Source organism: Flavobacterium omnivorum (genome assembly GCF_900099915.1).
In the GTDB taxonomy this organism is placed as follows: Bacteria; Bacteroidota; Bacteroidia; order Flavobacteriales; family Flavobacteriaceae; genus Flavobacterium; species Flavobacterium omnivorum.
This window is the reverse complement of the sequence record NZ_FNDB01000003.1, coordinates 286,722-309,027: the sequence shown is the minus strand read 5'-3', so window position 1 is coordinate 309,027 and position 22,306 is coordinate 286,722. Positions and strand designations below refer to the sequence as shown.

Genomic DNA, 22,306 nt, shown 5'->3' with positions numbered 1-22,306 from the left:
AAACAAGTTCAGGATTAAAGATTGAAACGGATAGCAGGAAGCAGCTTCAAATAAAATAAAAAATGAGTATAGAAAGTATATCCTTATCGGGGAGAAAAAAGCTAGTCTCTAACAAGGAGATGACTTTTTGGGAAAGAATGTATTTAGTTGCGATTGTCAAAGGATTGATAATTACAATTCAGCATTTGTTTACCAGAAAAGTAACGATTCAATATCCAGAGCAGGTGCGTGAAATGAGTCCGGTTTATCGCGGTCAGCACATGCTGAAACGTGATGAAGAAGGTCGTGAGAACTGTACCGCTTGTGGTTTGTGTGCTTTATCTTGTCCAGCGGAAGCAATTACGATGAAGGCAGAAGAACGCAAAGCCGATGAAAAACATTTGTACAGAGAAGAAAAATATGCTTCTATTTATGAAATTAATATGTTGCGTTGTATTTTTTGTGGCTTGTGTGAAGAGGCTTGTCCTAAAGATGCAATTTACTTGACTACCTCCAAAGTATTAGTTCCTTCGAGTTACGAAAGAGAAGATTTTATTTTTGGAAAAGATAAATTAGTCATGCCTTTAGATATCGCAATGAAAAATGCTCAACTTAAAAACGCTAATTAATGTCTACGATACTTATAATTTTTTGCGTACTATCCGCGGTGACTTTAGCAACCGCTTTTTTGACAATCTTCAGTAGAAATCCAATACATAGTGCTATTTATTTAGTGATTTGTTTCTTTTCGATAGCTGGTCATTATCTTTTATTAAACTCCCAGTTTTTAGCGATTGTTCATATTATTGTGTACTCTGGAGCGATTATGATTTTGTTCTTGTTTACCATTATGTTGATGAATTTGAATGAAGAAAAAGAAGTGCACCGACCTAGGATTACGCGCTTAGGAGCAATTGTTTCTTTTTGCTTAATTTGTTTAATATTGATCGCAATCTTCATCAACTCAAAACCTATTGTTGGAGAATATGTAACTACTGGCGAAGATTATCAGTCTATAAAAGTATTGGGTAAAGTACTATTGAATGAATATATGGTTCCTTTTGAATTTGCTTCTATTCTACTTTTAGTTGCTATGATTGGAACGGTATTATTGTCTAAAAAAGAAAAATTGCAAAAATAAGATGAACAATATTTTAAACCACATTGGTATTGAAAATTATATATTCCTAAGCGTAATACTTTTTTGTATTGGTGTTTTCGGAGTATTGTACAGACGAAATGCCATTATCGTATTTATGTCGATAGAAATAATGCTGAATGCCGTGAATCTTTTGTTCGTAGCATTTTCGACTTATCATCAAGATGCGCAAGGACAAGTTTTTGTGTTTTTCTCGATGGCTGTTGCTGCCGCAGAAGTTGCCGTGGGATTAGCAATTTTAGTTTCTATTTTTAGAAACTTGGGCTCCATTACTATCGATAATTTAAAAAACTTAAAAGGATAAACTATAATGAATACGAATTTAGCTTTACTCTTATTATCAGCTCCTTTTTTAGGATTTTTATTAAATATTTTCTTTGGATCGCGTTTGGGAAAAACAGTATCCGGAATAATCGGGACAATTGCTGTTGCTGTTTCATTTGCGGTGACATTTTATTTCTTTGGAGCAATTGCTGCAATACCAGAAGGAATTCATATTTCACTTTTTGAATGGATTCAAATTAGTAATTTTAAAGTTGATTTTGGATTTCAATTAGATCAATTATCTGTTTTATGGTTGCTATTTGTTACTGGAATTGGTTCATTGATTCATTTGTATTCGATCAATTACATGCATGATGATGAGAATATGCATAAATATTTTGCCTATTTGAATCTGTTTGTTTTTTTCATGATTACACTAGTAATTGGAAGCAACTTATTAGTGATGTTTTTAGGGTGGGAAGGCGTTGGTCTTTGTTCCTATTTGTTGATTGGATTCTGGCATAAAAACCAAGAATTTAATGATGCGGCAAAAAAGGCATTCATTATGAATCGTATTGGTGATTTAGGGTTGTTGATTGGGATTTTTATTTTAGGAATGTTATTTTCTACTTTAGATTTTGCCACATTGAAAACGGCTATTTCTGGTGCAACTGATCTTAATATGTATTGGCTTTCTGTAGCTGCTTTTGCTTTGTTTATTGGAGCTTGTGGTAAGTCCGCACAAATACCCTTATATACGTGGTTACCGGATGCGATGGCAGGACCAACACCAGTATCGGCATTGATTCACGCAGCGACGATGGTTACTGCAGGGATTTTTATGATTACCAGATTAAATTTCTTGTTTGATTTGACTCCGGATGTTCAAAATATAATTGCCATAGTGGGAGCTGTTACAGCTTTAGTAGCTGCAACAATTGGTTTAGTTCAAAATGACATTAAAAAAGTATTGGCTTATTCTACCGTTTCACAATTGGGATTAATGTTTCTTGCCTTGGGATTGGGCGCTTATGAAGTGGCTGTTTTCCATGTGATCACTCACGCTTTCTTCAAAGCTTGTTTGTTCTTAGGATCCGGTTCTGTTATTCACGCGTTGCACGGAGAACAAGATATGCGCAACATGGGTGGTTTGAAAAGCGCCATGCCAATTACATTTGCTACGATGTTAATTGCGTCATTAGCTATTTCAGGAGTTCCATTGTTTTCTGGTTTTTTCTCTAAGGATGAAATTTTATTAGTGGCGTTTCATCATAACATACCGTTATGGGTTGTGGCTTCTATTGCCTCTATAATGACTGCTTTTTATATGTTCCGTTTAATGTTCTTGACTTTCTTTAAAGAATTTAGAGGAACTGCAGAGCAAAAACACCATTTGCACGAAAGTTCTCCGTTGATCACCATCCCGTTGATTGTTCTAGCATTTTTAGCTACTATCGGTGGATTGATTAGTTTGCCTGGAAATAGTTGGTTGAATGAATATTTGACGCCTATTTTACCTAAGTTAGCAACTGCTGAACACCATTTAGGAACTACTGAATATATCTTGATGGCTATTGCTGTTATAGGCGGATTAGTTGGGATTGGTATTGCTTACGCCAAATACATAAAGCAAAATGCTGTCCCAAGTGAAGATGCAATGATTACAGGATTTTCTAAAGTGCTTTACAATAAATATTATGTTGATGAATTTTATGATACTATTTTTGTGAAACCTGTTAATTTCTTGTCTCGTTTTTTCAGAGATACAGTAGAATCAGGTTTATCAGCTTTGGTTTTTGGATTCGGAAAACTGACCAACGAAATAAGTTATCAAGGAAAGAAAGTACAAAACGGAAGTATAGGTCTTTATCTTTTTGCCTTTGTTTTAGGACTTTGTGCCATTGTTTCTTATTTATTTTTAGCTCAATAATTTTTCATTATGAACGTATCTCTTATTTTAATTATTCTTTTAGTTGGTGCTTTTGCAACCTTTCTCGCGGGTGATAAACTAGCTTCAAAAGTAGCATTGTTCTTTAGCTTAGCTGCTGCAGGCGCTTCTATTGCATTATTAAATCACTATAATTTAGGTGAAAATATTAGTTTCATCAATCAGTGGATCACACAGCCTAATATATCTTTTGCGCTGAAAGCAGATGGATTGTCTTTGGCTATGCTTTTACTAACTACTATTTTAACTCCTATCATTATATTTTCTTCTTTCGGGAACCAATATAAAAATTCCAAATCATTTTATGCATTAATTTTGTTTATGTCGTTTGCAATGGCAGGAACATTCTTAGCATCAGACGGTTTATTGTATTATATTTTTTGGGAATTATCTTTAATTCCTATTTACTTCATCGCACTTGTCTGGGGTAACGGAGATGTAGAAGATCGTAAAAAAGCAGTTGTTAAGTTCTTTATTTATACCCTAGCAGGTTCCTTGTTCATGCTAGTATCATTTGTTTATTTGTATCAAAAAGCGGGAAGCTTTTTATTAGAGGATTTGTACAAAGTAAATTTGTCTGCTACAGAACAATTGTGGATATTCCTTGCTTTTTTCTTGGCGTACGCCATAAAGATTCCATTAATTCCTTTTCATACTTGGCAAGCCAATGTGTACCAAAAAGCACCGACCGTTGGAACCATGCTTTTATCTGGGATCATGTTAAAAATGGGATTGTATAGCGTTATTCGTTGGCAATTGCCTTTGGCGCCATTAGCAGCCAAAGAGTACATGTATGTTTTTATTGGACTTGGGATTGCAGGTGTGATTTACGGATCTATCGTGGCTTTGAAACAGAAAGATTTAAAGAAATTATTGGCCTATTCGTCCTTAGCGCACGTGGGTTTAATTGCTGCAGGTAGCTACACTTTGACTTTAGACGGATTACGTGGAGCAGTTTTACAAATGATTGCTCATGGATTTGTAGTTGTTGGATTGTTTTATATTGCAGAAATCATTTTTAGACGATATGAAACTAGAGTAATTGCTGAAATGGGAGGTATTCGTTCGCAGACACCGAAATTCACCTCCATGTTTTTAATCTTGGTTTTGGCTTCAGTGGCTTTGCCATCTACGTTTAACTTTGTTGGAGAATTTACTGTTTTATACAGTCTTTCACAAATTAATATTTGGTTTGCCATTTTAGGAGGAACTACGATAATATTAGGAGCCTATTATATGTTGAAAATGTTTCAACAGTCCATGTTAGGTGAAACTAATACACGAATATTTACGGATGTAAGTGGCAACGAAGGGATAACTTTGGTACTAGTAATCGCCGTGTTATTCTTTTTTGGAATGTATCCAAAACCGATTATAGATTTGATCACACCAAGTCTTGAAGAAATTTTAATTCAAATAAACCGAATAAACTAAGTCAAGTAAAAAAATGAATACATTAATAGCTATAATAGGATTAGGTGTTTTATGCCTTTTATTTGAAATTTTTAATTTACGAAAAGCCATTGTGCCACTTACAATTATTGGATTGTTAGGAGTTCTTGGTTTGACTATCTCTGAATTTAATTCAACAGAAAGTTACTATAACAATATGATTGTTGTGAGTAAATTTTCGACTGCTTTTTCCTCTTTATTTATTGTTCTAACTATTTTCTTAGTGACTTTAGGACATAATTTTTACGAAAATCACCAATCTAAAATCTCTGATTACATTGCCATAAAAATATTTTTATTGGCTGGGGCAGTGGCAATGGTTTCTTTTGGAAACTTAGCCATGTTCTTTTTAGGAATCGAAGTATTGTCTATTTCCCTTTATGTACTTGCTGCTAGTGATCGTATGAATCTAAAGAGTAATGAGGCGGGAATGAAGTATTTCTTAATGGGATCTTTTGCTTCAGGAATTATTCTTTTTGGTATCTGTTTGATTTATGGAGCGATGGGAAGTTTTGATGTTACTGAAATCAGTGAATTATCACAATCAGCGGAGTTGCCTGTATGGTTTCCTATTGGAATTGTATTAGTGACGATAGGAATGTTGTTTAAAGTGGCTGCAGTTCCATTTCACTTTTGGGCACCAGACGTATATGAAGGTTCTCCAGCATTGACAACCGCATTAATGAGTACCTTGGCTAAGGTAGTTGCTATGGCTACTTTGTACAAATTGTTATCCGTTATGAATGCTGATGTTTCGGAGTCGTTCAAAATTGTTGTAGTAGTGATTTCTATGGCGTCAATGACCATAGGAAATATTATGGCATTAAGACAAACAAATGTAAAAAGGATGTTGGCTTTCTCCGGTATTTCACATGCAGGATTCATGTTAATGACTTTACTTAGTCTATCCACTTCAGCCGGAAGTTTGTTATATTATGCTTCAGCGTATTCGCTATCTGGAATCGCTGCTTTTAGTGTAATCTTATACGTTTGTAAAAATAGAGATAATGAAGATGTTGTGAATTTTCATGGTTTAGGAAAAACGAATCCTTTGTTAGCGGCTATTCTTACTGCTTCATTACTTTCTATGGCAGGTATTCCTATTTTTGCGGGATTCTTTGGTAAGTTGGTTTTATTTAGCCAAACGATTCAGGCGGGTTATTTAGCGTTAGTACTAGTTGCCGTGGTGAACTCTATTATAAGTGTGGGTTACTACTTTAAATTGATTTTAGCAATGTATTCCAAAGAGCCAAATGAAGATAAGAAACAAACGCCATTTGTAATTTATGCAGTGGCTGTTGTAGCTATTGTTTTGAACATCGCGTTAGGATTGTTTCCTTCTTTAGTACTAGATTTATTGGCATAAGCCAAATTTTAAGATAATTCAAAAACCATCAATAGCAATGTTGATGGTTTTTTTATGCTCTATTGTAAACTAATTCTAATTTGTCTATTCATAATATAAATACAATGTATGCTCATTTTCTGTTTGTTTTTCGTAAATTTGTATATACAAATGATTTAATCATTATTAAATAAAAGAAGATGCAGAATACATTAAAAATACAAATCTGGTCCGATATCATGTGTCCATTTTGTTACATCGGAAAAAGAAGAATAGAAGGTGCTTTACAAAATTTTGAACATAAGGACGCAGTCGAGATTGAATGGAAGAGTTTTCAGTTGGACCCACGTTTTATCGCTTCTCCAGAAGATAATATGGTCGAGCATTTGGCAGAAAAATATAGAAAAGATTCAGATTGGGCTCAAGGAATGCTTGATGATATGACGCAGAATGCTAAAAATTCAGGATTGGATTTTCATTTTGAAAAAGCGATTATGGCCAATTCATTGCATGCACATCGCTTGTTGCATTTGGCTAAAAAGTATAATATGGCAAATGACCTTGAAGAGTTGTTGTTTAAAGCCTATTTAACGGATGGTAAGAATATTAATGATTTGGATACATTGAAAGCATTTGGACTGGAAGTTGGTTTGAATGCTGAATCCATTAATGAAGTATTGCATTCTAATGCTTACGCAGATGAAGTACAGCAAGATATTAATGAGGCGCAATCTATCGGTGTTCAAGGTGTTCCATTCTTTGTTTTCGATAATAAATATGCAGTTTCGGGTGCGCAACATGTGGAGACATTTGTGAAAACATTGGAAAAAGTATGGGAAGAGGGCAAATTTGAAGCTAAACCAACGCTATTAAACACTACTGATGGAAACAGCTGCGGGATAGATGGTTGTAATTAAACTATAAATTGTAGTGTTTTCAATTTTTCACTACAACAAAAGGCTGTCCTAAAAGACAGCCTTTTAACTACGACTATTTATTTAATCACTACTTGGTAGTCACAGTTTCAATATATGTATTTCCGTTATAAGTAATCTCAAACGTATATTTTGAACTTGGTGCACTAGTTAAATCAAATATTTTACCCACATAAAGATCAACGGTCAAAGTCTCATTATACACTTCGTTTTCCTCAGAGTTGTAAATGGCAACAGTAACCGGAGCTTTTCCAAGGTTTAAAATGTTAACAGTGACCATTCCGTTTTTGTTTTCCAAAACTGGTTTGTACACTTCAGAAATAGCATCAGCTGATAATTTAGCTTTGTTACCTACAACTTCAATTTTATATTTTGAAATTTTAAGATCACTCTCTGCTTTCAAGAAGTAGATTCCGTCTGGCAAAGCAGTCAAATCGTATGTTCTGCTGATATTGTCTTCAGAAGTAACTTTTTCCTGATAGATTAAACTGTCATTGGTGTCATAAATGGACAAATTAATTTTCTTTGTCTCTTTCAAATTAAAACTTACCGTTTTCCCCTCTTCTTTTATTAAATCCAGTGAAAAATCTGCGTTTCCGGCGTGTGCTTGTGCGGCAGTCAATACTACTGCGGCTAACACTAAACTAAATTTTAAAATCTTTTTCATACTTGTAAATTTTTAGATTTATAATGATACTTATCTAAAGCTAATTTACTGTAACCTATTCAGTATGAGGAGTGCTGAATTTTCTAATTTGTGTGCTATTTTACCTTTTACGAAATCGATTAAGGTTAAAAAAGTTAATTGAGTGTTTATTTTTGGTAAATTTGTGCTAATTATATATGGATCCGTATGAAGATTATACCGCCAGCTTTTGAAATTATTACGCCTTCGTTTGGGAGTTCTTTTTACTTTTCGAAATATGTCGAAAACGCGAATAGCAAAGCACACTTGTGGCATTATCATCCTGAAATTGAATTGGTTTTTGTAAATGGCGGTTCCGGAAAACGCCTGATTGGAAGCCATATTTCGTATTATACCGATGGTGATTTGATTTTGATAGGAAGTAATTTGCCGCACTGTGGGTTTACCAATGAAGAAACCGGCAATAAAAATGAAACAGTAATCCAGATGAAACCAGATTTTTTAGGGAATGGTTTTTTTGATATTTCTGAAATGACGAATATTCGGAATCTTTTTAGTCAAGCCAAAGCCGGAATTGCTTTTCATGGTGAAACCAAAAAAATTATCGGGAAGAAAATAGAATCAATGGAACAACAGTCGCAATTTAATCGCTTGTTGACCATGCTAAGTATTCTGAATGAGTTGGAGTTATCTAAAGAAGTGACTGTTTTGAATGCAGATGGATTTTCGATGGAAATGCAAATGCAGGACAATGACCGAATCAATGCTGTTTTTAATTACGTAAAAGATAATTTTCAGGAACATATTACGCTGGAAGAAGTTTCAGAATTAGTGAGTATGACAGAACCTTCTTTTTGCAGGTATTTCAAGAAGATTACGAATAAAACTTTTACCAAATTCGTCAATGATTATCGCTTGGTTCATGCGTCGAAATTGCTGGCGGAGAAACCCATCAGTATTACTGAGATTTGCTATGAAAGTGGTTTCAACAATTTTAGTTATTTTAATAAATCGTTCAAAGGATTTACGGGTAAAAGCGCTTCGCAATACCGTCAGGAGTTACGGTTGGTGCTGAAGTAGTGCAAATGGTACTATTTCAGAGTGCTTTTATACAAAAAACCCGCTGATACGAATACCAACGGGAATTTTCAAACCAAACCATTCAAACCAAATAATTATCTTCTATTTAATACAATGACAGCGTTATCAACTACTTTAGTTTTTTCAATTTTGGCTTTTGTGCCATTTGATCTGTAATAGTAGTAGTCCTGTTCATTTGAGTTTTGGTTGTCACCAAAATCATTGTCACCAAAATCATTGTCACCAAAACTGTTATGTCCATATTGGTAGACTCTACCTCCTTTTACGGTGCCAAAAGTATCAACAATTTGACCACGACGGTTGTAGATAATTTCTAATCCGCCTACTCTTTCTAATGCAAAACGGTTGTAGGTCATGTAAACAGAGCCGATTCTTTTTACTCTGTCATTCGCATCATAATTGATGAAAACATTCCCAACTTGTCTTACTCGACCCATATTATCGTGTTCCACTTTTACGCCATAATTCCCATTTCGTATATTGCCTGGAGCGCCAAATGTTTTATTGACACTATTTTTTCGGGTTGATTTGTAATACATATCTCGTCCTGTTGTAGGACGTGTATTAAAATCTAATTGTCCGTCAGGGAACACGAAGAACTCAATTCCTCTTTCTGTGAACACAATTGGATCGGCGTTTCTAAAATCTACTGGAGATCTTCTTTCTACAGAAAAATCGATTTTCTCTGCTGCGTTTACTACACTACCTCCCAATACGAAGATACTAGCAACTAAAAAGGTAATTTTTTTCATGATACAGTTATTTTGAATTTTGCCTACTCTTAAGCTTTTCGGCTTTCGCTTTTTTACTTATTTGATTAGGCATATCCAAGTAGCGTGCCAGAAATTGAAATATAGGTTTTGTGTTTTTAAGTGGTAGATTGATTGTAACTATTTAATTAACTTTAAATCAAATAGTTAAAATTTTAAAAAGAAATAAAATAATTTTATCCAGAAGCTAATATTAAGATTTCTTTAATAGAATTCTTGGTAGTCCAAATGTATTTTTTATGGTTTAGTCTAAGAAAAAATCACAATAAAAGTGAAAAATTCTTATTTGTAAAACCCGTTTCACATCAAATTATTTATCAACATTACTTTAAAATTAACTTTAGTTACAAACTCCCATCATTGGATATTAAGTAATTTTGTAGCATGTATGCATTAGTCGATTGTAACAATTTTTACGCTTCCTGCGAACGTGTTTTTCAGCCGAAATTCAACGGAAAACCAGTTGCGATTTTATCAAACAATGATGGCTGTGTCATTTCTAGAAGTAATGAAGCGAAAGCGGTTGGTATTCCTATGGGAGCACCAGCATTCCAGATCAAGGAATTGGTAAAAGAAAAAAACGTACAATTATTTTCTTCAAATTATGCGTTGTATGGTGATTTGAGTAATCGCGTAATGGCAATTTTAGGTCAGTTTACACCCAATCTAGAAATTTACAGCATAGACGAAGCGTTTCTGAATTTTGATGGTTTAACGATTTCCGATTATCATGATTATGGAATCCAAATGAAAACCCGTGTGCAAAAATGGGTAGGAATTCCCGTTTGCATTGGCTTTGCCCAAACCAAAGCATTGTCAAAAGTAGCCAACAAAATAGCCAAGAAATTCCAAGACAGAACGAAAGGTGTTTACGTTATTGATAGCGAAGAAAAACGAATCAAAGCTTTAAAATGGACAAAGATTGAAGACGTTTGGGGAATTGGGTATCGCATGAATAAAAAGATGAAAGCCAAAAATATTGTGACTGCACTGGATTTTACGGCGCCACAACACGAAGCGTGGATTAAAAAAGAAATGGGCGTGATTGGTATGCGTTTAAAATACGAGCTCGAAGGCAAATCAGTCTTGGATTTAGAGCCTCTTGTGGACCAAAAGAAAAGTATCGCTACGACCCGAAGTTTTCCTAAACAAATTGCTGATTTTGATTTGCTACGCGAACGTGTAGCTACTTTTGCAGCCGTTTGCGCCGAGAAATTGCGAAAACAAAACTCCTGCTGTCATACCATTATTGTAATGCTTGTGGTGGATAAACATACAGTTCAAACCTCCAAATATCATTTTAATATGGCGGTTACATTGCCTTATGGGTCAAACTCTACGTTGACAATTTCTAATGCTGCGGTCTCGATGCTGAAAAAGCTGCACCAAGGAAATGAGCATTTAAAATTCAAAAAAGCGGGCGTTATTGTCACTGAATTGATTGATGAAAATAAAAAACAGTTGCAGCTGTTTGATGAGGAAAATCCAAAACATTTGCTATTGATGAAAGTAATGGACGGCCTGAATAAAAAGATTGGTGACAAGAAAGTAAAGTTGGCTACCCAAAATTTAAGTTTGACCTGGAACATGAATCAGAATCATTTGTCGCCTAGATACACTACTAATTTTAAAGATATACTCGAAATCAAATGTCTATAAACAAAGATCAAAAACTGACTTTTTTCCTGCCTGATTTTGAAGGTGAATTGCGAATTCCTTTCATCAGCGAAGGTGTTTCAGCAGGATTTCCATCGCCGGCAGCTGATTTTATGGAAATGAGCATTGATTTGAACAAACAATTGAGTGAAAACCCGTTGGCGACTTTTTATATAAAAGTCAAAGGAAATTCCATGATTGATGCCGGAATCAATGACAAAGATGTTCTCGTGGTTGATAGAAGCTTGGAACCGCAAAACAATAAAATTGCGATTTGTTTTATTGATGGTGAGTTTACGGTGAAACGCATACAAGTCAAGAAAGACTGTTTGTTTCTGATGCCTGAAAATCCCAATTATGCTCCTATAAAAGTCACTGAAGAAAATCAATTAATTATTTGGGGGATTGTGACATATGTAATTAAGAAATTATAATTAAATCTTTTATTTCGAATTGGAATTATTAAAAACAAAAAGGCTTCCAATATGATACTGGAAGCCTTTCTCTATTTAATATAATTACGTTTTATACCGTATGTTTTGGATTAAAACCATCTTCGCTTAACTCGATGTGGTCATAATCAGCAACCATTTCCGCTTCGTAATCCACTTTTTCTCCTTTGCTGAATTTAGCAATTAGCTTCTCCATGATTTCGTAAATTACTGGAACGACAATCAAGGTTAGGAATAAGGAACTTATTAATCCACCAATAATTACCCATGCCAAACCATTTTTCCATTCGGCTCCAGCTCCAGCAGCTAATGCAATTGGGAACATACCAAATACCATCGCAATGGTTGTCATCAAAATTGGACGAAGACGCGCATGATTCGCTTGAATTAATGCGGTTCTAATGGTTTCACCAGCGGCTCTACGTTGGTTGGTGTAATCCACAAGCATGATCGCATTCTTACATACTAGACCAATAAGCATGATGACCCCAAGAATCGTAAAGATGTTCAAGGTGTTATTCGTTAAAGCTAATGCTAGTAATGCTCCAATGAATGAAAGCGGAATAGCAAATAATACTACGAATGGATGCACAAAACTGTCGTATAAGGAAACCATTACAAGGTAAACCAAGATAATAGCAGCTAATAAAGCAATTCCTAATGTTCCAAAACCTTCTGACTGGTTTTCTTGATCACCACCCCAAATGTAGTTGACACCGGTAGGTTTTTTTAGTTGATCTAATTTTTCTTGCCATTTCGTAACAATTGTTCCAGAAGCAACTCCCACGTTTTGCCCTTTTACTGTCACCGATGCCGTTTTGTCCCTACGTTCCAATTGGCTTGGACCAGAACCTTCCGTAACGGTTGCAAATTGATTTAACTTAATTTGTTGACCCATATCATTGATGAAAATCAAGTTGCTTACATCAGCAATACTTTTTCTATCGAATGCATTGTATTTAATATTGATATCATATTCGTATTCCCCAGCTCTAAAACGTCCATCAGTATTCCCGCTAAAAGCCGTTTGCATAGTCAAACCTACGGTTTGTAAACTCAAACCAAGTGCCGCCATTTTATCTCTGTCTACTTTTACGCTTACTTCAGGATTTCCATCTTCTACAGATAATTCGATTTCTGTTGCTCCTGGAATAGTACGCAATTCTTTTTCAGCAGCAATGGCAAATTTCATGGCACTTGCTACATCTGGACCCGTTACAATAAGTCCTAAAGTAGCATCTTCAGCCGTTCCTAAAATACCTACCGGAACGGTTTTTACTTTTGCGCCAACTAGTAATTTTTCTAATTTACGTTTGGTTTTTGCAGCGTAAACATTTGCAGGTTCATCGCGTTGGTCTAATTGGACCATTTTCACGTTAATTTCTGATTTGTATGCAGTTGCTTGCGAAGCTCCAAGCCCACCACTGGTTTGACCCACAATAGTAAACTGGCTTTCGACAATAGCTTCATTCTCTAAAAAAGCTTCAGCTTTTTGTGTCATGAAGTTAGTTTGTTCTAGCGAGGCATCTTTTGGCATTTCAATTTGAACTAAAAACTCACCACTGTCTGATGCTGCAAAGAATTCACCTCCAATAAAGCCTGCAGGAACCAATGCAATTGAGCTGAAAAAGATAACTAAAACAATAGCTAGTGTTGTTTTGTAATGATCTAAACTCCAGGTCAATAATCCAGAAATCCAGTTGATGAAACGCGTTAAATAACTTTCAAAACCAAGGATGATTCTTCCGAAAAGGTTTTTACCAGTGATGTGCTCTAATTTTCCGTATCGGGAGGATAACCAAGGAATAATAGTAAATGATGCAACTAATGATAGTAAAGTAGATATAATTACCGTTACACAAAACTGCGTAATAATATTAGAAACCAGTCCAGAACTCAATGCAATTGGTAAAAACACAACCACGATTACAAGCGTAATCGACACTACTGTTCCACCAATTTCGGCCGTACCATCATAGGCAGCACGAACTTTGTTTTTGCCCATTTCCATGTGTCGATAAATGTTTTCCAATACCACAATAGCATCATCCACAAGAATACCAACAACGAGCGACAGTCCTAATAAACTCATTAAGTTCAAGGTGTATCCCATTAAATAAATTCCGATGAAAGTAGCAATTAACGAAGCTGGGATAGAAACCATTACAATCAATGAGTTTCGAATACTGTGTAAGAAAAACAACATTACAAACGCTACTAAAAGTACTGCAATAAGTAAATCATGTACAACGGCATCAGCAGCTTCAAGTGTAAATACAGTACTGTCTTTTGCGATTTCTAGTTTTAATTCAGTCGTTTTGTACTCCGCTTCTAGTTTAGCAATTGTTTTCACCAACTCTTCACTTACAGCCACTGCATTAGCATCGGACTGTTTTATGATTTGCAAAATAATAGCACTTTTCTGATTGACACGAGCTACTTTCTCCGTGATTTTTTGAGTGTCTTGTACATCAGCGATTTCGCCTAAACGAACTTGGATTCCGTTTTTAGAAGAGACAATTAAGTTTCTTAACTCTTCAACATTCTTATATTTTCCGGCTAAACGGATTAATATTTTTTGCTCACGGGTTTGAATATTTCCAGTAGGAAAATCCAAGTTGGAGGATAAAATGTTTTGTTGCACTTGCGGTACCGAAAGTCCGTAGGCTTGCATTTTTACAGCATCAAGATTGACTTGAATTTCTCTTTCTTGTCCACCGGTAATGTTTACTTGTGCGACTCCTTGTACACGAGATAATACGGGCGCTAATTTTTTATCAACTAAGTCGTAAAATTCAACTTCGTCCATTTTTCCGTTGGCACCAATGGTCATAATTGGTAAATCGCTCAAAGAAAACTTGTTTAGGGAAGGGGCTTCCGCATCATCCGGTAAGTCGTTTATGATAGCATTTATCTTTCGCTGCGCATCGTTCATCGAAATATTTACATCAGCATTAGATGTCAATGTTATCGAAACCGAGGATAGACTCTCAAAGGATTTAGAGTCGATCTTCTTAATGTTTTCTAAAGAAGAAATCGCGTCTTCAATCTTTTTAGTAACGGTGTTCTCCACTTCGCTAGGTGATGCGCCAGGATATATAGTAGCGATTGAAATTACGTTGGTTTCAAATTTTGGAATCAATTCATAGCCTAATTGGCTGTAACTGAACAATCCTCCTAAAGTTAGTATCGTAAACAATACGATGACTAATGACGGACGTTTTATGGATATTTCTGCTAATTTCATTTTTTTATTTTAAAAGAGTGATAAGTGATTAGTGAATAGTAAATAGTAAAAAGCTTTTGGCTAATAACTGTTCACTAATCACTAATTACTTTATTTAATAACTTCCACTTTAGATCCGTCTTGAAGGTTGATTTGACCGGTAACAATTACAGTTTCACCATCTGAAAGTCCATTTAAAACTTCTACTTTGTCACCAAGAATTCTTCCGGCTGTAACTGTTTTCAGTTTAGCAGTTCCGTTTTCGATTACAAAGATTTCGTTGCTGCTTACACTTCCTACAAAAGAATTTCTAGGAACAACCATTAACGATTGTTTTTGTTTACTAGCAGTAAAAGCTGCCGTTCCATACATTCCAGCTTTTAGGTCATTGGATGCAGTATTAGTAATTTCAATCTCTACAGGAAAGTTTAAACTTGCATCTGATTTTGGGGCGATGAAGGTAATTTTTCCAGAGAATTGAGCATCTGGATACACACTAGCGGTAACACTAATTGAATTGCCTAATTTTAAACCTGCTACTTGATTTTCATTGACATTTACTTTCAGTTTCAATTTGGAAACATTTACGATGTCAAATAATGGAGTTCCAGCCCCAAGAACAGATCCGGGTTCTACATATTTTTTATTTACAATGCCGTTGATTGTGGCCTTGATATTGGTATCCCCGATGTTTATTTTTGCTTGCTGTAATCTTGATTTTGAAGTTACCAAGCTCAATTTAGCTTGGTCTAATTGTTGTTTAGTAACTCCGCCTGTTTTAAAAGCGTTTTCAAAACGACTGTAATCTGTTAAAGCATTTTGATAGGAGGCCTGTGCAGTTTGCAAGTCAGCTGTAATTTGTTCGCTTCTCACAATGGCTAGCGTTTGACCAATACGTACTCTATCGCCTTCATCAACTAAAACACGAACTACTCTTCCTGGTTTTTCTGCTGAAAAGCTTAATTCTTGTAGCGGTGCAAAATTCCCATTGGCCACAAAATCAAGGGAAACTTCTTCGGTTTTTACCGTTGCTACTTTTACTGAAATGCTAGCATTTTTCTCTGCTACTATAGCAGTTTTTGCTTCATTTTCTTTTTTATTATTGGTTAAAACGTAGGCAATAATTCCTAAAGTGGCAACAATTAGTACTATGGTAAGTATGCTTTTTTTCATTTTGTTAATTATTTATAAGTGTTTTTAATTCGCCTTTTGATTTGATTAATTGTATTTCTGCCAGTTTGTAGTCTAATATAGCTGAGGTGTAGTTATTTTGTGCTTCTGTCAAAGAGTTTTCAGCATCCAATAAGTCCGTTAAAGAAGCTAATCCCTGAACATAATTATTTCTGGTATTGTCTAAAACTTCTTTGGCTAATTGCGCATTTTCTTTTTGACTGGTAATAGTGGTTAAACTATTGTCAATTTGCGTTTTAGCATTGGCGAAAGCCAAGTCAAGGGATAATTTGGTATCAACCAAGTCTTCTTTTATCGAGCGCAAATCAATATCAGCTTGTCTTACTTTGGCACGAGTACCAAATCCAGTAAAAATGGGCACTTTTAAATTCAAACCAATAGAAGAGAAATCCGACCAATACACGCCATCGGCTGGTTTTCCGCCAATAGGCATTTTAGGACCTTGACCAATATAATTGTATCCGGCGCTCAATGATAAAGTGGGGTAATATCCTGCTTCGATTGCCTTTTTTTGATAGGTCAAAAGTTGTTCTTGCTTTTTCAATAGTAAAAATTCTGATCTGTTCGAAGTATTTGGAATTTCAGACAATGCTTGTGGACTTACTTCAAATGCAGTTTGTGGAATCTCGATTTGAGTTTCTATAGGCATTCCCATATAAAATTTAAGCGCGTTTTCTTGAATTTGAACTGCATTTAATACTTGCTGGCGCTGCGTGCTGATGTTTGAAATTTTTACTAGAATTCGATCTAGGTCAATTTTTTTAGCTAATCCGTTGTCAAATTGCCCTTTGATAATGTCTTTAACTTTATTGGTGGTTTTAAACGTACTGTCAATAACCGTTAGTTTTTGTCTTTGTACGTAAACCTGATAATAGTTATTGGCTACGCGCTCAATTACTTGTTCCTCTGTTAATTGTTCGTTGATTTGGTAGAATTCTCTAGTCGATTTTGCCGCTTTTAAACCCGTAAAAACCGTTTGGTCAAATAGGGCTTGTGTCAAAGAAACTCCAGCGGTAGAAATCCAAGGTTGGCCAAAAGCAGCTTGAATAATCGTTCCTGGCTGTCCAAATCCTGCACCATCAATAACGGTTGTTTGTATTACAGGGTTGTACGTCAAATTGCCATTTGCCGAGATTTGAGGTAAAGCTCTAGAACGTACCTCTTGAATTTGATATTCGCTGTTCTCTACTTTGAGTTTTGCTTTTTTAGCATCGGCTTTATTCTCTAACGCATAGTTTATGGCTTCTTTAAGCGTAAGTGATTTTACTTCTTGTGCATTCGCGCCCAGAGCAAATGACAATATTATTAAAAAAATTGTTTTTTTCATTGTTATGTAATTGGGTTAAGTAAGTTTTTTTCTAATTCGGCAATTCCCTTTTCTGTCGCCATTGCTCGGGTGTGGTATTCCAGTGCTTCCATTTCTAAGGCAGCAGCTTCTCTTTCGGAACGGGTATTTTCATTAATGGTAAAAATCAAAGCATAATAAAGTTTGACATAAACGTCGATATTAATGTCTTTTCTATACAAGCCTTGAGCAATTCCTTTATCAATGTTTTGTTTGAAACAGCTTTCACATTCTTGAACTTGATACTCTAAAGCCTTTTCGTATACTTCCGGATAATGCTTTTTTAGCTGATAAATAGGAGAGGTATCTGAAGATTTGAACATGTCAGCAAACATTTTTCTAATCTGGAAGTTTTCCTCAATTGCGTTATAACCTCGAGAAATAATTGCGGTTATAATTTCGTGAACTTCTTTGTGAAGTACTTGTGTGCTTTCCTGTATCAACAATTCTTTATTGGCAAAATATTTATAAATTGTTTTTTTAGAAATACACATTTCACCGGCAATATCATCCATCGTTATGCTTTTGAAACCCAGTCTCAAAAACATATCTTTCGCTTTATTTATAATTTTTTCTTTCATCTTTTTATGCTGAAATAGTTTCAGTACGTTTTAATTAAGTTCGATTGTAAATTCAAATCCATATCGAGTGCAAATATAAGAAGGAAACTTTGAACACTAAAATAGTTTCCTTTTATTTGCGGTTATTTAACGTTTATTTAAAATAGCTATGCTAAGCCGTAAATTCTAGATTAGCAATTAGTTTGATGTCCTGTCCTAAAGGCAAGCCGCTGTTTTGATTGAAGGAGTTAAAGGTTAGTCCAAAATCTTTACGGTTAATTTTACCAGTTATTTCAAACGCTGCTTTTTGATCGCCATTATAAGTATTTATCCCAATGAATTCTGCATCTAGTTCCACCATTTTAGTGATGTTCTTGATGGTCAAATTCCCCTTCAAGAAATTGATGTTCTTGTTTACTTTTTCGAATGAGGTCGATTTAAAACTAATAATAGGATATTGATTGACATCAAAAAGGTCATTCATTTTTAAATGCGTGTCTATTTGTTCCAATTTTGCATCCTTGCTTTTTACATCCAATGAAAATTCGATAGCAGCATCTTCAATTTCATTGTCTTTAACGTCAATGTATCCGTTGAATGTATTTATGGAACCGGCTAGATACGCCAGTATTGAATGCCTCATTTTAATCAGAACATCAGATTGGTTGGAGTCAATGGTCCATTTAGTTTTCATAATTCGTCGGGTGTATTAAAAATTTAATTGATCTCACAATCATTTGAAAAAAGTATCGTAGGATTTGAATGGTAAAATTCGAGTGCAAATGTATAATGGAAACTTTGAATACCAAAATAGTTTCCTGTGTATTTTGATTTATTTAACATTTGATCGTAAAAGGGAGTTTGTAATACAAATTGAATACTGTAAATTAGCCGAAAAATTTGTCTTATGCATACCATTTATCAGTATCAAGAGTTTCTGTCGGAATATTTGCACTCACAATATGAAACCAAAGAGCCTAGAAATCTATATGAACCTATACATTATATTTTAGATCTTGGTGGAAAAAGAATGCGTCCGGTATTGACTTTGATGAGTGCTGAGGTTTTTGACGCTGATTATAAAAAAGCGCTTCCTGCTGCTCTGGCGGTTGAGGTTTTTCATAATTTTTCGTTGGTTCATGATGATATTATGGATGATGCTCCTTTGCGCAGAGGACAGGAAACCGTGCATGAAAAATGGAATTTGAACACTGGAATCTTATCCGGGGATGCCATGTTAATTTTAGCGTACCAATATTTCGAACAATACGAACCTCTTATATTTAGGGATTTAGCAAAGTTATTTAGCAAAACGGCACTCGAAGTTTGCGAAGGGCAACAATGGGATGTTGATTTTGAAGAGCGTACCGATGTAACTATTGCGGAATATTTGAAAATGATTCAATATAAGACTGCAGTTTTAGTGGCAGCAGCCATGAAAATGGGGGCGATTATTGCGGAAACTTCTGTAGAAAACGCTAATTTAATTTATGATTTCGGTCTCAATTTAGGTTTGGCTTTTCAATTGCAGGATGATTTCTTAGACGCTTTTGGTAATCCAGAAACCTTTGGAAAGCAAGTAGGTGGTGATATTATTGAAAACAAGAAAACGTATTTGTACCTAAAAGCGGTTGCGTTTTCAAATGAAATGGAAGCGCAGGAATTGAAAACATTATTTTCGATTCAACCTGAAGACAGCACGGATAAAATTGAACGAGTGAAAGCGCTTTTCAATAGTTCTGGTGCTTCAAAAGCAACTCAAGACGCGATACAAGATTTTACGTTTAAGGCTTTTCAAACTTTAGATCAAATGAATATTAGCACAGATAAAAAAGAGATGTTGAAGGCTTTTGGTGAAAACCTAATGGGACGGAAAGTGTAGATTTTTGATTAGATTAACGATTTTTGATCGCAGAAGTTTTACTTTGGGTAAATAATGGTTTATTTCAAAAATCAGTATAATTAAAAAAAATCAAACATTTAAAGCAATTTCTTAAAATCAAAAATCTAAATTCGTTAATCAACAATCTGAAATCAAATGTTTATAGTTCCAAAAAATACCGATTTATTGCTAACCGAAGCAGCAGGTGAAAATTTATACTTGAAATTAATTGAACAGATAAACAAGGATTTCAATTTGGCTAATGAAGCAATTGATCTTGCCTTGAGCAGTACTCCAGATGAATTGAAAATGCAATTGCATGAAAAAATTTACCGACTAATACAATACAAGTTTGCCGAATATCTCAACTTGCTTTACATTATAGATGTATCCGAAGAAGAAATAAAAAAACTCGACGGTTCTGATTTAGTAATTCTCGCTGAGCAAGTTGCCTTTTTGATTTTGAAAAGAGAATGGCAGAAAGTATGGTTTAGAAATAAGTATTAGTTATTGCAATTCCTTTTTTAAGATTGTTTTGTTCCATAATTCACTTCCGTTTGCATCAAATAAAGTAAGTTTCATTTGTCGGTTTTCTTGGGTGCCCAAAAAGGAGATGGTGCCAAAATTATGCTGTACAAAGGCGCTTCCTGGAACTTTGTATTTATTATCTTCCTTTAAAACCTTTTGAGAAGCAATATCGGATGTTAATGGAGAAACAGTCCAGTCATAAATAGGATAACTATTATTTCTAGGCAGCATTGACATTTCAGCAAAATGCCTGTCCCCACTTAAAAAGAAAATACCTTTAATCTTATTGGCTGTAATTTCTTGCAGTAGTTTTTCTTTTTCTTCTGGAAAATGGCTGTAGTTTTCGCTATCGAGTACGGTGTTTAAAATTTGGCCTCCAATAACCACTATTTTAAAACTCGCCTCCGATGCGCTCAATGCGTCAATCAACCATTCAAACTGCGTGGTGCCTAACATCGTTTTATCTCCTGTAATTCGTGCTTCCGGTGATCTGAAAAACCGTCCGTCGATTAGAAAAAACTGTGCGTCTCCCCAAGTAAAAGTCGAGAAAACACCTTCGTTTTGATTTGGGTTCATTCCGTAGTATTTATTCGCCCAAAAATCTTTAAAAGCTTTTTGAGTAATTTGTTTGTTATAAAAGCTACGATCACTGTTGTCTGGTCCATAATCATGATCGTCCCAAATAGCAAAATTTTGAGTTTTTGCTAGCAAAGGCTGAATTTCCTTAATCGATCTAGAGTGAGTGTTTCTGTGATAAATCCCCGTTTTACTGTCCCAATCTGATTCCCTTAAATAGGTGTTGTCTCCACCCCAAATCATGATATCTGGATTTTTTTTACTGATGCTTTCAAAAATGGTATAGCCGCTACCATAAGGTTTTCCCGGTCTGTCGACTTCGGGTTCGTTAATATACATGCAGCTGCCAAATGCAACTGTAAAATCAGGAGCGTCTTCGCGCCATTCCCATAATTTTTTTGATGAAAAAGAAGTTTCGTAAGGCAAGATTATTTTTTTGTTGTCTATGAAAACAGTGTAATTGTATTTTTTGCCTGGTTGTAATTGGTCTAAAATAATATGATAGGTATATCCAAACTCTTTTGAACTGGTATAATTTTCAGAATGGAAGACTTTAGACGGATTGTCAGTTGTAGCATATTCTACTTTGATAGTGGCATTTTTATTGGTTTGAAGCCAAATAACAGCTTCTTTTATTTCGCAATAGCCAACCATAGGTCCAGATTGTAAAATAGACTTTTGGGCAAAACTTAGATTTATAAATAAAATTGATAGTAAAAGAATGATTTTTTTCATGGGATGTATTTAAAAGTAGAATCGGATAAATGGCATAAATGCGCTGCCGTAAATATTATTTTTATCTGTCAAAACATTGTAGCGGGCGCCAATTGTAGCATTTCCAGATCGATAACCAGCCCCTATAAATAAAGCTGTATTCCAGTAATTTTCTGAAATACTGTTGGAACCATCTAAATTCACATTGACTCTTAATTGCTCTAGTTCAGCCGAAAGTTGGATTTCAGGTAAGGGGTTAAAAAAACCTATTGCACTCCCTCCATATAAATGAGAAGCGTAAAAATCCTTTTGCTTTAAATATTTATATTGTAGTCCAACACCTAAAGCGACATATTCATTGAAATTATAAATCACACTTGGCGCCACTGAAACATCCGTATAGCCGGAACCAAAACCTAAGCCGATACCGCCTCCAAATTGTACATTTCTCCAGAACTGGTTTTCCAATTGTACCGGCACGTCATTTTGTTGTGCAAAGAGACAACTTGAAAAAAACACAGTGATTATCACCAAAAATGATTTGGAATAATTCAAAAAGCAATTCTTTGTCATAAGT

21 protein-coding genes are annotated in these 22,306 nt (G+C 35.0%); 12 read left to right on the top strand and 9 right to left on the bottom strand.

The window, feature by feature from the left end; translation table 11 throughout:
- Nucleotides 1–62: 62 nt before the first annotated feature.
- The 7 genes from BLS90_RS05100 (at nucleotide 63) to BLS90_RS05070 (ending at nucleotide 7,064) form a co-directional block, all read left to right on the top strand.
- Nucleotides 63–608, top strand: a complete 546-nt coding sequence (locus tag BLS90_RS05100) for a NuoI/complex I 23 kDa subunit family protein (protein WP_073352267.1) — start codon at nucleotides 63–65, stop codon at nucleotides 606–608.
- Nucleotides 608–1,120 (top strand): NADH-quinone oxidoreductase subunit J family protein, encoded by a 513-nt coding sequence (locus BLS90_RS05095; protein WP_073352265.1) that lies wholly within the window; start codon nucleotides 608–610, stop codon nucleotides 1,118–1,120. Before BLS90_RS05100 ends, BLS90_RS05095 begins: the two co-directional genes overlap by 1 nt.
- 1 nt (nucleotide 1,121) lies before the next feature.
- Nucleotides 1,122–1,442, top strand: a complete 321-nt coding sequence (nuoK, locus tag BLS90_RS05090; RefSeq protein ID WP_066079401.1) for an NADH-quinone oxidoreductase subunit NuoK — start codon at nucleotides 1,122–1,124, stop codon at nucleotides 1,440–1,442.
- A gap of 6 nt (nucleotides 1,443–1,448) precedes the next feature.
- Nucleotides 1,449–3,332 carry an NADH-quinone oxidoreductase subunit L gene (gene nuoL, locus BLS90_RS05085; protein WP_091255969.1) on the top strand — a complete coding sequence of 628 codons (1,884 nt, stop codon included), beginning with the start codon at nucleotides 1,449–1,451 and terminating at the stop codon, nucleotides 3,330–3,332.
- 9 nt (nucleotides 3,333–3,341) lie between these two features.
- Complete coding sequence (locus tag BLS90_RS05080; protein ID WP_091255968.1) at nucleotides 3,342–4,784, top strand: complex I subunit 4 family protein; 1,443 nt, start codon at nucleotides 3,342–3,344, stop codon at nucleotides 4,782–4,784.
- A 13-nt stretch (nucleotides 4,785–4,797) separates the two neighbouring features.
- Nucleotides 4,798–6,168, top strand: a complete 1,371-nt coding sequence (locus tag BLS90_RS05075) for an NADH-quinone oxidoreductase subunit N (protein WP_091255967.1) — start codon at nucleotides 4,798–4,800, stop codon at nucleotides 6,166–6,168.
- 179 nt (nucleotides 6,169–6,347) lie between these two features.
- A complete protein-coding gene (locus tag BLS90_RS05070) occupies nucleotides 6,348–7,064 on the top strand; it encodes a DsbA family oxidoreductase (protein WP_091255966.1) in 717 nt (238 codons plus the stop codon).
- 88 nt (nucleotides 7,065–7,152) lie between these two features.
- Here BLS90_RS05070 and BLS90_RS05065 read toward each other — a convergent pair whose 3' ends face one another.
- On the bottom strand, nucleotides 7,153–7,749 hold the full coding sequence (locus BLS90_RS05065) for a T9SS type A sorting domain-containing protein (RefSeq protein WP_091255965.1): 597 nt from the start codon (nucleotides 7,747–7,749) through the stop codon (nucleotides 7,153–7,155).
- 186 nt (nucleotides 7,750–7,935) lie between these two features.
- On the opposite strand from BLS90_RS05065, the gene BLS90_RS05060 reads away from it, so the two are divergent.
- Nucleotides 7,936–8,808 carry an AraC family transcriptional regulator gene (locus BLS90_RS05060; protein ID WP_091255964.1) on the top strand — a complete coding sequence of 291 codons (873 nt, stop codon included), beginning with the start codon at nucleotides 7,936–7,938 and terminating at the stop codon, nucleotides 8,806–8,808.
- Between the two features lie 95 nt (nucleotides 8,809–8,903).
- On the opposite strand, the gene BLS90_RS05055 is transcribed toward BLS90_RS05060, so the two are convergent.
- Nucleotides 8,904–9,581 (bottom strand): hypothetical protein, encoded by a 678-nt coding sequence (locus tag BLS90_RS05055; protein WP_091255962.1) that lies wholly within the window; start codon nucleotides 9,579–9,581, stop codon nucleotides 8,904–8,906.
- Between the two features lie 402 nt (nucleotides 9,582–9,983).
- Between BLS90_RS05055 and BLS90_RS05050 the strand changes: the two genes are divergently transcribed.
- Together BLS90_RS05050 and BLS90_RS05045 are read left to right on the top strand one after the other, a co-directional pair.
- Nucleotides 9,984–11,258 (top strand): Y-family DNA polymerase, encoded by a 1,275-nt coding sequence (locus BLS90_RS05050; protein ID WP_091255960.1) that lies wholly within the window; start codon nucleotides 9,984–9,986, stop codon nucleotides 11,256–11,258.
- Complete coding sequence (locus BLS90_RS05045) at nucleotides 11,249–11,689, top strand: LexA family protein (RefSeq protein ID WP_091255958.1); 441 nt, start codon at nucleotides 11,249–11,251, stop codon at nucleotides 11,687–11,689. Before BLS90_RS05050 ends, BLS90_RS05045 begins: the two co-directional genes overlap by 10 nt.
- Nucleotides 11,690–11,780: 91 nt before the next feature.
- Here BLS90_RS05045 and BLS90_RS05040 read toward each other — a convergent pair whose 3' ends face one another.
- The 5 genes from BLS90_RS05040 to BLS90_RS05020 all read right to left on the bottom strand — a co-directional run bounded on the left by BLS90_RS05040 (nucleotide 11,781) and on the right by BLS90_RS05020 (nucleotide 18,723).
- Nucleotides 11,781–14,954: an efflux RND transporter permease subunit gene (locus BLS90_RS05040; protein WP_091255956.1), complete on the bottom strand. Its 3,174-nt coding sequence runs from the start codon at nucleotides 14,952–14,954 to the stop codon at nucleotides 11,781–11,783.
- 90 nt (nucleotides 14,955–15,044) lie between these two features.
- A complete protein-coding gene (locus BLS90_RS05035; protein WP_091255954.1) occupies nucleotides 15,045–16,106 on the bottom strand; it encodes an efflux RND transporter periplasmic adaptor subunit in 1,062 nt (353 codons plus the stop codon).
- A 4-nt stretch (nucleotides 16,107–16,110) separates the two neighbouring features.
- Entirely contained in the window at nucleotides 16,111–17,451 is a 1,341-nt protein-coding gene (locus tag BLS90_RS05030) for a TolC family protein (protein WP_091255951.1), read from the bottom strand.
- Between the two features lie 2 nt (nucleotides 17,452–17,453).
- A complete protein-coding gene (locus BLS90_RS05025) occupies nucleotides 17,454–18,050 on the bottom strand; it encodes a TetR/AcrR family transcriptional regulator (protein WP_091255948.1) in 597 nt (198 codons plus the stop codon).
- 151 nt (nucleotides 18,051–18,201) lie between these two features.
- Nucleotides 18,202–18,723 (bottom strand): YceI family protein, encoded by a 522-nt coding sequence (locus BLS90_RS05020; RefSeq protein WP_091255945.1) that lies wholly within the window; start codon nucleotides 18,721–18,723, stop codon nucleotides 18,202–18,204.
- A gap of 213 nt (nucleotides 18,724–18,936) precedes the next feature.
- On the opposite strand from BLS90_RS05020, the gene BLS90_RS05015 reads away from it, so the two are divergent.
- Nucleotides 18,937–19,911, top strand: a complete 975-nt coding sequence (locus tag BLS90_RS05015) for a polyprenyl synthetase family protein (RefSeq protein WP_073354812.1) — start codon at nucleotides 18,937–18,939, stop codon at nucleotides 19,909–19,911.
- Between the two features lie 156 nt (nucleotides 19,912–20,067).
- The gene (locus BLS90_RS05010) at nucleotides 20,068–20,418 is read left to right on the top strand and encodes a hypothetical protein (RefSeq protein WP_073354810.1); all 351 of its coding nucleotides are present in this window, start codon (nucleotides 20,068–20,070) and stop codon (nucleotides 20,416–20,418) included.
- Here BLS90_RS05010 and BLS90_RS05005 read toward each other — a convergent pair whose 3' ends face one another.
- Nucleotides 20,419–21,750: an alkaline phosphatase D family protein gene (locus tag BLS90_RS05005; protein ID WP_091255943.1), complete on the bottom strand. Its 1,332-nt coding sequence runs from the start codon at nucleotides 21,748–21,750 to the stop codon at nucleotides 20,419–20,421.
- 9 nt (nucleotides 21,751–21,759) lie between these two features.
- Entirely contained in the window at nucleotides 21,760–22,302 is a 543-nt protein-coding gene (locus BLS90_RS05000; RefSeq protein WP_091255941.1) for a hypothetical protein, read from the bottom strand.
- Nucleotides 22,303–22,306: the final 4 nt, after the last annotated feature.